This is a genomic window from Cohnella cholangitidis, from assembly GCF_014107495.1.
GTDB classification, from domain to species: Bacteria; Bacillota; Bacilli; order Paenibacillales; family Paenibacillaceae; genus Cohnella; species Cohnella cholangitidis.
This window is the reverse complement of sequence record NZ_CP041969.1, coordinates 1,374,798-1,390,478: the sequence shown is the minus strand read 5'-3', so window position 1 is coordinate 1,390,478 and position 15,681 is coordinate 1,374,798. Positions and strand designations below refer to the sequence as shown.

General features: G+C 52.5%; 14 protein-coding genes. 13 read left to right on the top strand and 1 reads right to left on the bottom strand.

The genetic code is table 11. The features are described 5' to 3' along the window. Positions 1 to 28: 28 nt before the first annotated feature. The 9 genes from FPL14_RS06860 to FPL14_RS06825 all read left to right on the top strand — a co-directional run bounded on the left by FPL14_RS06860 (position 29) and on the right by FPL14_RS06825 (position 10,558). Positions 29 to 1,846: a sensor histidine kinase gene (locus FPL14_RS06860; RefSeq protein WP_182302312.1), complete on the top strand. Its 1,818-nt coding sequence runs from the start codon at positions 29 to 31 to the stop codon at positions 1,844 to 1,846. Next, a complete protein-coding gene (locus FPL14_RS06855) occupies positions 1,839 to 3,434 on the top strand; it encodes a response regulator transcription factor (protein WP_182302311.1) in 1,596 nt (531 codons plus the stop codon). Before FPL14_RS06860 ends, FPL14_RS06855 begins: the two co-directional genes overlap by 8 nt. Before the next feature lie 94 nt (positions 3,435 to 3,528). After that, a complete protein-coding gene (locus tag FPL14_RS06850) occupies positions 3,529 to 4,884 on the top strand; it encodes an ABC transporter substrate-binding protein (protein ID WP_182302310.1) in 1,356 nt (451 codons plus the stop codon). Between the two features lie 66 nt (positions 4,885 to 4,950). Continuing rightward, on the top strand, positions 4,951 to 5,580 hold the full coding sequence (locus FPL14_RS06845) for a carbohydrate ABC transporter permease (RefSeq protein WP_229263812.1): 630 nt from the start codon (positions 4,951 to 4,953) through the stop codon (positions 5,578 to 5,580). After that, positions 5,550 to 5,831 carry a carbohydrate ABC transporter permease gene (locus tag FPL14_RS29785; protein WP_229263811.1) on the top strand — a complete coding sequence of 94 codons (282 nt, stop codon included), beginning with the start codon at positions 5,550 to 5,552 and terminating at the stop codon, positions 5,829 to 5,831. The genes FPL14_RS06845 and FPL14_RS29785 overlap by 31 nt, the downstream gene beginning before the upstream one ends. A gap of 17 nt (positions 5,832 to 5,848) precedes the next feature. Continuing rightward, positions 5,849 to 6,682, top strand: a complete 834-nt coding sequence (locus tag FPL14_RS06840) for a carbohydrate ABC transporter permease (RefSeq protein WP_182302309.1) — start codon at positions 5,849 to 5,851, stop codon at positions 6,680 to 6,682. A 40-nt stretch (positions 6,683 to 6,722) separates the two neighbouring features. After that, positions 6,723 to 8,489, top strand: a complete 1,767-nt coding sequence (locus FPL14_RS06835; RefSeq protein WP_182302308.1) for a glycoside hydrolase family 36 protein — start codon at positions 6,723 to 6,725, stop codon at positions 8,487 to 8,489. Continuing rightward, positions 8,482 to 9,597, top strand: a complete 1,116-nt coding sequence (locus tag FPL14_RS06830; protein ID WP_182302307.1) for an MFS transporter — start codon at positions 8,482 to 8,484, stop codon at positions 9,595 to 9,597. Before FPL14_RS06835 ends, FPL14_RS06830 begins: the two co-directional genes overlap by 8 nt. Positions 9,598 to 9,736: 139 nt before the next feature. Continuing rightward, complete coding sequence (locus tag FPL14_RS06825; RefSeq protein WP_182302306.1) at positions 9,737 to 10,558, top strand: MBL fold metallo-hydrolase; 822 nt, start codon at positions 9,737 to 9,739, stop codon at positions 10,556 to 10,558. A gap of 277 nt (positions 10,559 to 10,835) precedes the next feature. On the opposite strand, the gene FPL14_RS06820 is transcribed toward FPL14_RS06825, so the two are convergent. Beyond that, positions 10,836 to 11,756 carry a hypothetical protein gene (locus tag FPL14_RS06820; RefSeq protein WP_182302305.1) on the bottom strand — a complete coding sequence of 307 codons (921 nt, stop codon included), beginning with the start codon at positions 11,754 to 11,756 and terminating at the stop codon, positions 10,836 to 10,838. 242 nt (positions 11,757 to 11,998) lie between these two features. On the opposite strand from FPL14_RS06820, the gene FPL14_RS06815 reads away from it, so the two are divergent. The 4 genes from FPL14_RS06815 (at position 11,999) to FPL14_RS06800 (ending at position 15,667) form a co-directional block, all read left to right on the top strand. Then, on the top strand, positions 11,999 to 12,262 hold the full coding sequence (locus tag FPL14_RS06815; RefSeq protein ID WP_182302304.1) for a hypothetical protein: 264 nt from the start codon (positions 11,999 to 12,001) through the stop codon (positions 12,260 to 12,262). Between the two features lie 147 nt (positions 12,263 to 12,409). Then, positions 12,410 to 12,832 (top strand): GreA/GreB family elongation factor, encoded by a 423-nt coding sequence (locus FPL14_RS06810; protein WP_182302303.1) that lies wholly within the window; start codon positions 12,410 to 12,412, stop codon positions 12,830 to 12,832. 147 nt (positions 12,833 to 12,979) lie between these two features. Then, positions 12,980 to 14,554 (top strand): glycoside hydrolase family 43 protein, encoded by a 1,575-nt coding sequence (locus tag FPL14_RS06805; RefSeq protein ID WP_182302302.1) that lies wholly within the window; start codon positions 12,980 to 12,982, stop codon positions 14,552 to 14,554. A gap of 39 nt (positions 14,555 to 14,593) precedes the next feature. Beyond that, complete coding sequence (locus tag FPL14_RS06800; RefSeq protein ID WP_407644647.1) at positions 14,594 to 15,667, top strand: dienelactone hydrolase family protein; 1,074 nt, start codon at positions 14,594 to 14,596, stop codon at positions 15,665 to 15,667. Positions 15,668 to 15,681: the final 14 nt, after the last annotated feature.

The following is a 15,681-nucleotide window of genomic DNA, read 5'->3' as shown; positions in this document are numbered from 1 at the left end:
CATCCGAAGCGCGAAAAGGGGAAGAAGCATGCGGAATAAGATAGGCAGCAATTGGTTTAGAAGCCAGAGAATCCAGAACAAAATCATATTCATCTATTTCCCGCTCGTGTTTATCCCGCTATTATTGCTCGGTTATATGTCATACACGATCAATACGGACGCGATCATCAAGAAAACGACCAAAAACATGCTGGACGAGTCCAGGCTCATTACGACTCGGGTAGATACGATTCTGGCCAATGCGGAGAGCTTCGCCAATATCGCGATGCTGGATCTTAACAAAGAGACGAAGCTTAAGACTCTTGAAGGATCGAAGCCTCCGTTTATGGACGAAGAAGGCCCGCTTAGCGAAGAACACGTCCTGCGGACCCAGATCGAGAACAAGCTCGATTTCGCCAAGCTTATTTTCCGCGAGGTCGAATCGGCCGTGTTCATAGACCGAAATCGGAATGTATATACAACGGACGCAAGATTGATAGACGGAACCGACGAGGGCTTGTCGAGCCCGATGTTCCGCGAGGTCGCGGCCAGCAACGGAATTATGAAATGGTTTGCGATGGAGCGCAGAAACTACTGGGTGTTGGACGATAAGAAGGCCGTACTCACGGTCGGCAAAAAAATACTCGATACGGAGACGATGGAGACGCTCGGGTATTTGTTCGTGAATATCGACGAGAAGACTCTGTCGGCGGTCTACAACCCGGTAGGGCCGGAACAATCGAACGGGTACTACATCGTCGACAATCGAGGAGTCGTCATTTCCTCCACCGACGAAGAGAGGATTTTGCGGCCGCTCGAACCGAATAAGAAGTCGGATATTTTCGCGGAACAAACGGTTCTGATCGAAACGAAAAACGCGTCCGGCAACAAAATTTTGCTGACGGCGATGCCGTTCGGTTTGTCGGATTGGAAGCTGGTCAACGAGATCGCCCTGAGCGACCTGACCCGGGAATCCGGCAAGGTGTCGAGAATCATCTTGATCGTCGGAGGAATTTGTCTGCTGTTCGCGCTGTTCGGCGCGATCATTCTGTCGCGCGCGATCGCGACGCCGATCATCTCGCTCGCCAAGCATGTAAGCCGGATTCGCGACGAGAATATCGATCGCCCCGTCGAGGTCAAGAGCAACGACGAAATCGGCATTCTCGGTTCTGGGCTCAATATTATGCTCGCCAGGGTGAACGATTTGCTGATCAAGGTGAAGGAAGAGCAGCAATTAAAACGAGAATACGAATTCGCGCTCGTTCAGGAGCAGATCAAACCTCATTTTTTCTACAATACGCTTGATCTGATCTATGTCTTATGCAAAACGGGAGAAAGCGCGGAGGCCGGCAAAGCGACCAAAGCGCTCGCCGATTTCTATAGAATCGCCCTAAGCAACGGCAAAGAGGTCATTACCGTCAGGGAAGAGACGCGCAACCTGCACAGCTATCTCTATATTCAAAGCGCCCGGTATTCGGACTTGTTCGATTTTAAGATCGATATTCCTAACGAACTGTTGAACTATTCTATCCCTAAGCTGACTCTTCAGCCTTTGGTAGAGAACGCGATCTACCATGGGATCAAAGAGAAAGGGAGCTTCGGACATATTACCGTTTCGGGCTACAAGCAAGGAGATACGATGATCCTGCAGGTGTCGGACGACGGAGTCGGGTTTCCGGACGAAGAGCTTGAACGGTTCAAGGAAGGGAAAAGAGAGAGGAACTCGTTCGGACTAAGCAGCGTCGACGAACGGATCAAGCTCTATTTCGGCGATCGTTACGGCATCAGGATTCATAGCGGGGAAGGAAAAGGAACCGACATCATCGTAGATATTCCACTGACGAACGGAGAGAGCCTGGATGGTTAAAGTGATCTTTGCCGACGACGAAGCGGCATTTCGCGCCTATTTCAAAAGCGTAATCGATTGGAACGCGCACGGTTTCCAAATATGCGGCGAGGCGAAGAACGGAATCGAGGCGCTCGAGCTGATCGAGCGAGAACTGCCGGACATCGCCTTTATCGATATTAATATGCCCTATATGAACGGGATGGATCTCGCAGCCAAGGTGAAGGAGCTGTACCCGTCCGTATTCATTCTGCTCGTAACCGGACACAGTGAATTCGAGTATGCCCGGCAAGCGGTCAAGATCGGCGTGGACGATTACATTCTGAAGCCCTTCGACGAAGAGGAGCTGCTCATCGCGTTAGCCAAAGTCAAAGGATCGATGGACAAATTGCGGGTCGAACGGGATAAGACCCAGAAGGAGCGGCAGGTGTGGAAGGAAAGCTTCTTAAACCTGCTCATCAGCAACGATTACTCCGAAGACAACGAGACGATCAAGAACCAGATGGGGTTGTTTCAGCTTCAGGAGAACACGCCGTTCCAGGTCGTTTCCGTCGAAATCGACAGCCTGCACGAACAGTGGCCGGATTCCGGCGAAATCCGTCTGCGCAAATATATAATCGCTAACTTGTTAAACGATCTGGTGCATATCGAAGGGAAGCTTTATTTGTTTAACGGTCCGGAAAACCGCATTATCTCGTTGCTGCAATATACGGATGAGGGCGGCGCGTCGGGATTTTCCTCCGAGGGGTATTCCAAGCTTTGCGTTCTCATCAAAAGGCATTTCGGTTTCAGCGTAACGGCTGGAGTCGGTACGGAGGGAAGCGGGATCGCCTCCATTCGCCAATCTTACAAGGAGTCCGTTATCGCGCTGCGAAACAAAATCTCCATGAATACGTCGGACGTGCTGCTCTATCGGGACGTATCATCCAAGGCCGCGAACATCGGCTTCTATCCGAGCGAGATGAACGAGAATCTGCTTATTCATCTCCGTCTTCGCGATGAAGAGAAAATAAAGAGCACGTTGGAAGAGATTCGGAATTACATCCGGACTAACCAGCTTTCCGGCGATTATATCCATATGATCATGGCCGGGCTCGTATCGCTATGCCTGACTTATATTTACGAAATCGGCAAAAGCGTGGAAGAGATCATGCCCAAGGATTTCTCGCCGTTCGAGGAAATTACGAACAAGCCCAGCTTGGAGGCGGCATTCGAATGGATATCCGATTTGTATTTGAACGTAGCGAGGCATTCGAATAACGTCAAACGCTCCAAGTCCGGCAATCTTCTAGCGGCTGCGAGGGAATACATCGATAAGAACTACCGGGACGGCCAATTGAAAGTCGAAGACATCGCCAAACAGTTTTACGTCCAGCCGCGGTATTTGTTGAAAATTTTCAAGGAGGGGCTAGGCATGAGCGTCAGCGACTATTTGTTCGAAACCCGCATGAAGAAAGCGAAGGAACTGCTTGCTTCCGGTCAAAATTTGCGCTTATCCCATATCGCGGAAATGGTCGGATACGGCGATCCCGCGCATTTCAGCAAAAGCTTCAAGAGGCACACCGGCTTAGCTCCCAGCGAATACGAAGCTACGCGGCAAAGAGGTTGAAATGTACAAATGTGTTCCGATTCGTCCCTTATCGTCTTGTAAGCGTTTTTTTACAATAGGTCTGTACCATTACTAAAGGGGGAAACGAAACGACATGATGAATAAGATGAAAAAACCGGCTCTAACGCTTTCGGTGCTATCGATGTTCGCGCTAGCGCTGTCCGCTTGCGGATCCAGCAACAACGGCAATAACGCATCCGGCGAACCAAGCGCATCGGCTTCCGCATCGGCAAGCAGCACGACTCCCGCGGAGAGCAAAGCTCCCGAAGCGGGTTCGGTAAAACTGAAATTCTACGCGCAATACAGCGGCGTTGAAATCCCGGTATACGATGCGGCTAAAGAATCGATGAAGAAAATGATGCCTGAAGTCGACGTCGAGTTCGAAGTCGCCGCTCAAGACGACGAGCAAAAAATTAAAACTTACGCGGCTGCGGGCTCGTTGCCCGACATCTTCTTCGCTTCCAGCGGATTGATCGAAACGTTGAAAAAATCTGATAACCTGTACGTGATGGACGACATCGTGAAGGAGCTCAACATCGAATCGTTGCTGAACGAAAGCTCCAAGCCCATGTTGTGGAACAAAGACGGCCACTCCTATTCCGTACCTAACGTCGGACAATGGGCCGGCATTATTTACTACAACAAAGAGTTGTTCGAGCAAAACGGCGTAAAAGTTCCGACGATGTATTCCGAGTTCCTTGAAACGGTTAAAGCCTTCAAAGCGAAGGACATCACTCCTCTTGCCGTATTCGCTAAAGAAAAATGGCCAGCGGTGCTCTTGCTCGATATGGCTATCGTAGGTTCCGGCGACGTAGGCGGCGTGAAGAAAATCGACAACGGCGAAGGCACCTTCTCCGATGACGCTTATGTAAAAGGCACGCAAAAAATCAGCGAGCTTGTTGCCGCAGGATTGATTTCAAAAAACGCGTTTAACACGACGGCTGACGATGCCGTGGCTCAATTCGCTTCCGGCAAAGCGGCGATGTACGTGAACGGCGCATGGTCGATGGCTAACATCTACGAAAAAATGGGCGACAAAGTGGACATCATGTTTACCCCGCTTGCGGATACGACCGGAAGCTGGAACATGAGCGGAGGCGGTTTCAACCAAGGCTTCGCGGTATCCAAAAATTCTAAGAACGTCGATGTCGCGGCTAAATACGCGGCGCTGTTCTCCATCGAGTTCGCGAAGCAACGCGTTATCCAACTCGCGGATCCTAACTCGATCCTAGTCGAGAAAGTCGTTCCTACGAACGGTCTGAATCCGATTCAGCAAAAATACTCGGACGATTCGGTTAACTTCAAATCGATGACGACGTTCGCTTGGGGCTACGAGAATGCCAAGTTCAAAACGTTCATCGAAGACAACTCGCAAAAATTGCTGGCCGGCCAAAAACCGGATGATTTCATCGGCGACATGAACAAAGCGATCGAAACGGCTCGTAAATAATCCAGTTGAACGAAAACAGGTTGTCCTTGTCATCTGGGACGACCTGTTTTTCGGAAAGGAGGAACCATGACATCGAAACGGAGTTATAACATCGCGCTGCTGATCTTTACGTTGCCGACTTTAATTTTCTTCTCCGTCATCGTCGTGTATCCGATTCTGCAGACGTTCCAGAAGAGCTTCTTCGATTGGGACGGCTTGACGACGCCGACTTTCATCGGATTCGACAACTACATCCGACTGCTCGACGACGACGATTTCTGGGTGTCGATCAAGAACGGCTTGATCTTCGCATTGGTGCTGGTCGTATACCAGATCGGGCTCGGCACGCTGCTGGCGATCGCGCTTAGCACGAAGAGCTTGCGGGGGCGCAAGTTTTTCCGGACGAGCTATTTCGTTCCCGTCGTGCTGTCCGGCGTAGTCGTATCGCAGCTGTGGATCGCGATATACAATGCGGATGGCGGCTTGATCAACAGCCTGTTCCACTTGTTCGGCATTCAGTACGAACAAGCTTGGCTGAGCGGCGAACATACGTCCATCTGGGCGATCGCTTTCTCCGGGGCATGGCATCATCTGGGCATCCAGCTCGTGCTGATCTACACGGCGATCAAATCGATTCCCGAGCAACTGTACGAGGCGGCCACGATCGACGCGCGCCGTTCTGGAAAATGCATTGGAAAATCACCATTCCGCTCTTGAGCGAAACGTATAAATTTTGTTTGGTTATCGCCATCACGGGCGGATTAAACGCATTCCAGAACATGTTCGTCATGACGAACGGAGGACCGGGGAACATCTCCTACACGCTGACGTTCATGATGTACAAAGCCGCGTTCCGGTCGGGTGAATACGGTTACGGCTCCGCCGCCGCCGCGGTCCTCGTCATAGAATGCTTGTTGTTCACGATCTTGATCAACAAGTTCATCGCGCGGGATAAACTCAGTTACTAAAGGGGGGGGAGGATCTTATGCTCAAGCGGTTGACTACACGGGCGTTCACCTACGGTCCGCTCTCGCTGTTCTTGCTGGTCAGCTTATATCCGTTAATTTGGCTGTTGTTTTATTCCTTCAAGGATAACGAAGAGATTTTCTCGACCAACGTATTCGGCATTCCGAAAAATTGGCGAGTCGAGAACTATAGCAACGCCTTCGACGTGTTCGACATTGTCGCGTATTTCAAAAATAGCTTGATCGTATCGATCGGAACGGTCGCGTTCACGGTTATCCTGGCGCTGATGTTCTCCTACGCGGCGGCCAGAATGCGGTGGAGATTCGCGAACGCAAGCCGGATTTACATGACTTCGGGGATGTTCATCCCGATGCAGATCATCTTGATACCGTTGTTGATTCTGGAACGAACGTTGCACTTGCAGAACAGTTACTTAGCGGTCATCGTTCCTTACGTGGCTTTCCAGCTCTCTTTCGCAACGATTATTTTCTACGCGTTTTTCCGGTCGTTGCCTTATGAAATCGAAGAATCTGCTGCCATCGACGGCGCTAGCGTATATACGACTTTCTTCCGAATCATGGTTCCGCTCGTGAAGCCGGCGATCGCGTCGGTCAGTATTTTCGTCTTCTTGTTCGCTTGGAACGAATTCCTGGTCGCTTTGATCATGATCAGCGAGAACGCGCTGAAGACGCTGCCGCTCGGCCTGCTGTACTTCCAGACGCAGTTCGGTTCCGATTGGGGCTCGATGGGCGCGGTCATGGTCATCTCGACGATTCCGACGATTATCGTGTACCTGTTGTTCTCCGAACAAATTGAAAAAGCTCTAACGGTAAGCTCGGCCGTCAAAGGCTAAGCGATTCAGTGATTCAGGGGTTTAGGCAAGGAGGAAGAGAATGCTGTATCAAGCAGGCAAGAGAGAAATCAAAATTTTGGGAGGCGAGGATCGGTTTCGATTCTCGCTCGAATCGTCGGAACGTTCCGATGGGATCGAGTATATCCGCTTCGCGATGAGATCGGACGAACCTCTCATTCCTAAGGCGATCCGATTATGTTGGGAATATCCGGCGATCGATATATCGGGGTATTGGGATCCGGGGGCGAACCGGGAAAAAGGGATCAGGATCGATTTCAGCGCGCCGTTCCATTCGAAGGCGACATCGCTTGCCCCCGTTTGCTCGCTATATAATGCCGCCGGGCACAATCGGTTGACCGTCGCCTTGTCGGACGCGATGCGGCCGGTTCTTATGCGCGCCGGCATCCGAGAAGAGTCCGCTCAATTCGAACTGTCGCTGGAGCTGTTCACGGAAGCTTGTCCTCCGATCGACCGATACGAAGCGATCATCCGAATCGATACGAGGGATGTTTTTTACGCGGATAGCTTAATGGATGTCGGAGACTGGTGGGCTTCCATTCCCGGATACGAGCCTGCTTCGGTTCCGGAAACGGCGCGCTTGCCGATGTATTCGACGTGGTACAGCTTCCATCAGCAGCTAGATCCGGCGGCCATCGAGGAGCAATGCCTTCTGGCCAAACGGCTCGGATGCGAAGCGGTTATCGTGGACGACGGGTGGCAGACAGCCAACAACGAACGGGGTTACGCATATTGCGGAGATTGGGAAGCATCGGCGGATCGGATTCCGGATATGAGGGCGTTCGTCGACAACGTGCATGCGCTGGGCATGAAATTCATCCTCTGGTACTCGGTTCCTTTCGTGGGCCGACACTCCAAAGCATGGAATCGTTTCGAAGGAAAGTTCATCAACACGTACGACGGTCCGGACACGGCCGTGTTCGATCCGCGGTTTCCCGAGGTTCGGGAATATTTGATCGGCATATACGAGAACGCTTTGCGGGATTGGGACATCGACGGCTTTAAGCTCGATTTCGTCGATTCTTTTAATCTATCGGAGGAAATGCGATTCTCGCTAGGAGAAGGGCGGGATTACGATTCCGTGCCCGAGGCGGTCGATCGTCTGCTCTCGGACGTGATGTCGCGGCTCAAAGGAATCAAACCCGACGTTATGATCGAATTCCGCCAGAAATACGTTGGCCCGCTCATGCGAAAATACGGCAACATGTTCCGCGTGGCGGATTGCCCGAACAACTACAGCCAGAATCGAATCGGGTCGATCGATATTCGCCTGCTCAGCGGGAATACCGCCGTTCACTCGGATATGATGATGTGGAATTGGAACGACAAAGCCGAGAACGTGGCTTTGCAGTTCATTCATTCGCTATTCTCCGTGCCGCAGTTGTCGGTATTGATCGACCGTCTGCCGGCAGAGCATCAACGGGTCGTCGCGCATTGGCTGTCGTTCTGGCGCGAGCACAGCGAATTATTGCTGGCCGGCTCCTTGCGTCCCGTTGCCCCGGATTTTCTGTATCCGGTCGTCTATGCCGATGACGGACGCCGGTTTCTGGCCGCCGTATACGGGGAGCAGGTCGTCAGAGTCGACAGGAAAGCGACGGAGAGCTCGTTGTTCGTTAACGGTACCGCGCGTGATTCCGTCATCGTGGAGCTTGAGGAACGGATCGAGGGCAGGATGACCGTGCTGGATTGCTTGGGAGCTGTCGTGTCGGAGCGCCAAGTACGGCTCGATCAAGGCATCCATTTGTTCAAAGTGCCCCCTTCGGGGATGATTCGAATAGAGCATGAATAACGACAGGAGTAAGCTTCTCAAGTGGCAATGGATCGTCTTCGGTTTATGCTGGCTCGGCTACGCAAGCGTCTACTTCGGAAGAGTGAACCTATCGATCGCATTACCGGATATCCAGCAGGAGTTCGACTTCAACAAATCGCAGATCAGCCTGATCAGCAGCGTTTTTTTCTGGGTGTACGCCGTCGGCAAGTTGATTAACGGAATGATCGGCGACAAAGTGTCTGGCAAGATGTTCGTCTTCCTCGGATTATTCCTTGCAGGCGTCGCGAACATTTTATTCGGTTTTACCGCGTCGCTCCTGACGATGGCGCTGATCTGGTCGGTTAACGCCTACGTCCAATCCGGTCTGTGGGGACCGATGTCGAACATGCTTACCCAGTGGTTCAGCTACCAGAGAAAAAGCCTGATCGCGGTCGCGCTTTCGACTTCGATGGTTGCCGGGTACGTTCTCGGCTGGGGGCTCTCCGGCAAAATTTCGGTAGAATTGGGCTGGAGGGCGGCATTCTGGACTCCGGGAATATTCATTGCGGCGTTCTCCGTCGCGTGGCTGCTGCTCAGCAAAAACCATCCGAAGGATATCGGGTTGAAGTCGCCTAATCTCTATGCGAACGAAGATAGCAGCTTCCCCGTAGAGAAGCTTAGCCTGAGGCAAGCCATCGTCAAAACGAAGTTATGGTACGTGGCGCTGGCCGCGATCGCCCAGTCGGTCGTCAAAGAGGGGATCGCCGTCTGGGCGCCGATCTTCTTAATGGAAACCCAGCATTTGGACTTGAGTCAAACGGTCGGTTTCGTCTTGTTCATCCCGCTGATGAATTTCGTGGGCATCGTGTCTTCGGGATACGTCAACCTGTTGTTTAAGAACAACGAGAAGCTGACTACGATTACGATGCTGTTCCTCGGAATGATGTTTGCGCTCGGCCTGATGCTGTTCGGCCATGTCAACGTCATCGTCGCGATGCTGTTTCTCGGATTGTGCTCCGCTGCCATGTTCGGCGCCAATACGATTATTCTCGGCGTGCTGCCTATGTCGTTCTCCAAGTACGGGGCGGTCTCGTCCGTCTCGGGCTTTCTCGATTTCTGCGGCTATATGGCAACGGGGCCGCGCTAGCGACGACGGGGTTTTTCGTCGATCATTGGGGCTGGAACGGCGTGCTCGTCTTTTGGATGGCGATTAGCGCTACGGGCATAATCTCCCTCTTTATCAGTCATAGACAAGATTCTCACTTTAACGAAGGGCGATGACCGACATGAAGGTCCGATTTCTAGGGACTGCCGCATTCGAGGGGATACCCGCTCTGTTCTGCGGTTGCGAATTGTGCAAGAAGGCTAAGAAGCTGGGCGGCAAAGAATTCCGCACGAGGACGTCCGTCATGCTGGACGACGACGTCAAAATCGATTTTCCTCCGGACACCTTAACGCACATGTTCCGGGATGGATTTGATTTGGACAAGGTGAAGACGATTCTCTTCACGCATTCCCATTCCGATCATCTGTACGCGGAGGATATGGTCACCAGGCTTCCCGGTTACGCGAAGTCGGAGGACCGTCCGATTCGCGTATACGGCAACGACATTACCCTGGCGAAAATAAGGCAAACTTTCGAGGCGAATCAAGGAGCGAGAGGGAAGTTCGAGCTTCATCGCGTACGCGCTTACGAGAGGCTGGAGTTGGAGCCGTCGGTTTTCGCCGTTCCGCTCCTGGCGGCCCACGATCCGAACGAGACTTGCCTGCTCTACTATTTCGAGAAGGACGGCAAATCCCTTCTGTACGGACATGATACCGGCACGATTCCCGAAGAAACGTGGGAATGGTTGAAGGACAAGAAGCTCGACTTCGTGATTCTGGAATGCACGATGGGGAATATCGACTACCGGAAAACGCACATGAACGTCGAAGCGGTGCTCGAGACGAAAGCAAGGATGCGGGAGTACGGAATGCTGGCTCAGGGTAGCCGGATCGTCGTTACCCATTTCTCGCACAACGCGCAATTGCTGCACTCGGATTTAGAGGCGATCTTCGCGCCTCATTCGATTACCGTTGCGTATGACGGAATGGTCGTCGAGGTTTGATCGAGTCCGACTCGGTTACGCGATGAAGGAATAGCGGCACGCGGTGCCGTTATTAGGTAACATCGCGGCAATTCTTCTATGATAGCGGCACGCGGTGCCGTTATTAGGTAACATCGCGGTAATTTTTCAATGATTGCGGCACGCGGTGCCGTTATTCGGTAATATCGCGGCAATTCTTCAATGATAGCGGCACGCGGTGCCGTTATTCGAAATGACAACCTAAAAAACAGGCAGTCCCCTAAGTGATGCTAGAGGACAGCCTGTTTTTTTGCTTCTTTTATTCAACCGTAATCGCGCCGACCGAAGTGTTTAAGGACAATTGCGGACCGCCGCCGTTAATTTTGTTTATGCCTGGCGAGGCTCCGGATACCCGACCTAGCTCCGTGTTCGTTTCCAGATCGCATTCCAGCGAGTCGGCAAGAGTCGCGTTGATGCTGCCGACTTCCGTTGCGGCTTTCAGGCTGCTCCCGCCGTCCATTTGATCGATTCCGAGTTTAAGGCTGCCCGTCTCGGACTTTACTCGGGATTCGCCAACGATACGCGCTCCCTCGAGTTGAATGGTGCCCACGTCGCTGTGGACGTCATAAGTTCCGTTCAAACCGCTGAGACTAATGTTTCCGACGCTGCTCGAAATCTCGTAGCGGCTGACGCTGGCGGGAAGCTCGACGGTATATTCAATGATGAATTCCGAATATCCGTATTTTTTATGGGCCCAGTCCCATAGATTTCGCTCCGGATCATCCTTCGGATGGGTGACGATCCGCAATTGGTCACCGTCGGCGATGACCTCGGTCGTCGCGCTATCCAAAATCGATTGGATGTCGTCCTTATGAGAGGATGATTTGCTTACCCAGATTGCCGTGCTCACGGTGATTTGATCGCCCGAAGCCGCCTTTACCTCGATGTTGCCGACCTCGTTATGGAGCCGGACGCTCTTGGCCGAACCTATCTCTTGCGTGAGGAATAGGGTTCTTTCGGCACCGTCTTTTTTCGTCTCGTCGAACCAGTCTATCGTGGCGTATTCCGCGGTTTTCGCCAAGGCGTCGTTGACTTTTTCAACGCCGCCGTTCACGGCTTCTTCCACTTTTTTGTTTACGCCTTCTTCGATTTTCTTTTCGGAAAGCTCGGCGCAGCCGGCCAGCAGGCCTAACGAGGCGACGAGCGTCATGATAAACGTGAATTTGTGATTCTTTTTCATCTTTGCGTTTCTCCTTTGAGTAAGGGGCGGGATAGTGCTTGCCCCGTTGATCGTTGTTGTTATTATACGATATTGGAAATCCGTGGAGATACGGCCGGTAGACTTGTGCCTGGCTAGACTTTGGTCGGGGGAGACGCGAGGCGGAACAATAGCACATTCCGCGTATAGTCCAGTCTCTGTACGAATGCCGTTCATAGGATACAAAGGCTAGGAAGTGCGATCAAGAGGGGAGGGGAAATCGCATGGAGGAAATGTATCATTTGTGCAAAAGCCATATGAATCGCCGGGTGCGCATTCATACTCGTTGCGGATGCTACGAGGGAGTGATCGTTAACGTGGATCAGGAGAACGTGTATTTGCGGACTTCGGACGGCCTACGCTTGTCGGGCAAAGCGAAAACGTCGGCATGGCTCGGGTATGGCGGATACGGCGGATACGGATATGGCGCCGGATTCGATATTTTGGCATTATCCCTATTCACTCTGCTTGCCATTGCCCTGATCTAACGATAGACAAATGGGATATATCTGCTATGATACGTCTAAGGCCCTCTCGAAGGGCCTATTTTTCTATGAGGAGGAATTGGACTATGAAAACGTTGTTCAAGTTGATTACGGAGTATGTATCCACCGGAAAAGAGGGGGAATCTCTGTATGAGCCATAGTGACAACGCCAAATTTCAAGAAGAGTTGATCGCGCAAGAGAACTATTTCGAGCAAGAAACCTCGGAGTTATTGCGAAAGTTGTACCCGGACACTGGAAAAAGAGACGAGCTGCAGAAGCTCCTTGACAGGTACATGGATCATATACGGTTGGTTCTGGAAGGCTCGTTGCAAGGGGAAACGGATACTCTGGTTTGGATAGGTTCGGACGTGACCGTCGTAGATGAAATAGAAGGATTCGAGGAAACCTACAAAATCGTATTGCCGCAGCGGATCGACGCGGATCTTGGGCATATTTCCTTCATGTCTCCGCTGGGGAGCAAGCTTCTTCTAGCGCGCCAAGGCGACCGAGTAGAGGTCGATTCTCCCTCCGGGAGTTACGGCATGATCATTTCCAAGGTGATGTTCGGCTAATCTTTAAGGCTGTCGAGGATATCGACAGTCTTTTTTTTGATTAAAAAACCGCACCCCGGTCTAAAAAAAGGCGCACGCGGAGTCTAGGAGGCATGTGATAGACTTTGGGAAACCTATTCATTTGCAACCGCGAGAGGAGTATTTTGCATGATTCGAAATCCGGTTCTTCGTGGCTTCAATCCCGATCCTTCCATGATCCGGGTGGGCGACGATTACTATATCGCCACTTCCACTTTCGAGTGGTTTCCGGGCGTTCAGATCCATCATTCCAGAGATTTAGTGAATTGGAGGGTACTAGGCTATCCGTTAACCAGGGTTTCGCAACTCGATCTTAGAGGCAACCCTAGCTCCGGAGGGATTTGGGCACCCGCGCTATCTTATCATAATGGACTATTTTATTTGCTGTACACGGACGTGAAAGGCCGTCGGGGAGCTTTCAAGGATCTGCATAATTACATGGTTACCGCGAAGGATATCGAAGGTCCTTGGTCGGAACCGATCTATCTGCATAGCAGAGGTTTCGATCCGTTTCTGTTCCATGATGACGACGGTCGAAAATGGGTGTTGAACATGCGCTGGGATTATCGGGAAGGGAAGAGCAGCTTCGGCGGCATCGAGCTGCAGGAGTATTCGTCCGAAAAAGGGAAACTGATCGGCCGCGTCGAGCTCATTAGCGGCGGGAGCTCTCTCGGAGTAACGGAAGGTCCGCAGCTACTCAAGCGCAATGGGTACTACTATCTGCTGCTCGCGGAAGGCGGAACAGGGTATAGCCATGCCGCCACGATGGCGCGCTCGCTCGAGATTAGCGGGCCTTACGAAATCGATCCGGATTATCCGATGCTAACGACGGTAAACAACCCCGAGCATCCGCTGCAGAAAGCCGGCCATGGCTCGCTTGTGGAAACCCCGAACGGAGAGTGGTACATGGCGCATATTTGCGCTCGCCCTCTGCCTGGCCGCAGATTGAGTCCTCTTGGCCGGGAAACGGCTATTCAGAGGGTAGAGTGGACGGATGACGGTTGGCTTCGTCTTGCGGGGGGAGGAATTCTGCCGCATGTCGACGTGCCGGCTCCGATAATGCTGCTCCATCCATGGCCGGAAAACCCGGATACGGATGAATTTAACGACGAACGGCTAGACATTCGCTATCAGACGCTGCGAATTCCGGCAGAAGAGAACTGGCTTAGCCTCGCGGAACGGCCCGGTTACCTAAGGCTCCGGGGTCAGGAATCCTTGTTTTCGTGGAACCGTCAAAGCATGGTGGGCAGAAGGCTGCAGCATTTTCGCGCGGAAGCGGAAACATGCGTGGAATTCGAACCCGAGAGCTTTAACCAGACGGCGGGGCTCGTCTGCTTCAGCGACGAATCGGACCACTTCTACGTTCGAATCGGCCATGACGAACGACTCGGCAAACATGTACGGGTAGTGATAAGCCATTCGGGCAAATACGGCGAACCGGATGGGCCGGTAATCGTCTCGGAAGGCTGGAAACGATGCTATTTGAAAGCGATCTTCGATTACGATAGCTTGCGTTTCCAATGTTCCCCCGACGGCAAAGATTGGATGGACGTCGGGCCGGAGCTCGATATGGGACAGTTGTCCGACGACTATGAAGGCAAGCTTGGATTCGCCGGAACGCTGATCGGGATGTGCGCGCAGGACTTGGACGGCGCGCGGGCGACCGCCGATTTCGATTTTTTCCGCTATAGTGGCATCGAATAACGCGTCGTTGGGGTTATCATGGTAGACTAGAATGAAATCGTGCATGATTCAGCGCTTACATCGAACAGGGGGAGCTTCGGTATGTGGCACGGGGATGCATTCGTAGGTACATTGGTAGAGCAAGCGCGTAAAATTAGGGATCAACGCGCTCAAGCGGAGTCCGCGGAACGGAAAAAGATCAGGCTTAAACAATCGCTTAGGGATTCCCTTGGCGATTTCGAGCGTACGGAAGCCGATTGTCCGATTACTCTTGAACGGGTTGAATGCGACGGCTACATCAGGGAACGGGTGGAATTGTCCGCGGTCGCAGGATTATCATTCGGCGCCTATGTGCTTATTCCGGCCAATTCTTCGGGCAAGTTGCCCGGCGTCATCGCCGTTCACGGACACGGCTACGGCAGCAGGCAAATTTGCGGCATGCGGGAAGACGGAACGGCGGACGCCGGGGAGCCGGACATTTATAACCATTTTGCCATCCAACTCGTCAAGAAGGGCTTCGTCGTCATTGCGCCGGATGTGATCGGCTTCGGAGAGCGCAGGCTGAAGTCCGATCTGGCGGTAGATCCGAATGCGCGGAGCTCCTGCTATACGTTATCCACGCATCTGCTGATGCTCGGGAAGACGCTGACAGGGCTGCGGGTTGCCGAAATGCTCGGCGCGCTCGACTATTTCGCGCGGCGTCCGGAAGTCGATTCGAATAGAATCGGCATTGCGGGATTCTCGGGCGGATCGCTGATCTCGTACGTTGCCGCGGCTCTCGATGAACGAATTCGAGCGGCACTGTTGATCGGTTTTCCGAACACGTTTCAAGACAGCATTATGGCCGTCCATCATTGCCTGTGCAACTATACGCCGGGGATCCTGACGCAGGCGGAGCTTCCCGAGCTGATGGGCTTGATCTCTCCACGTCCGTTGTTCTTGGAATCGGGCGATGCAGATCCGATTTTTCCGGCTCACGGATTCCATAAGGCGGTTCAAGAGGTGAAGCGAATCTACGGACTAGAGAATGCCGAGCGCCTTATCGGATCGGACTTATTTCCCGGGAAGCATGAAGTAAGCGGGAGATATTCTTTCGATTGGCTTAAACAGGCGTTAGGGAGTCATCCAATATGAAAGATTTGATCCCC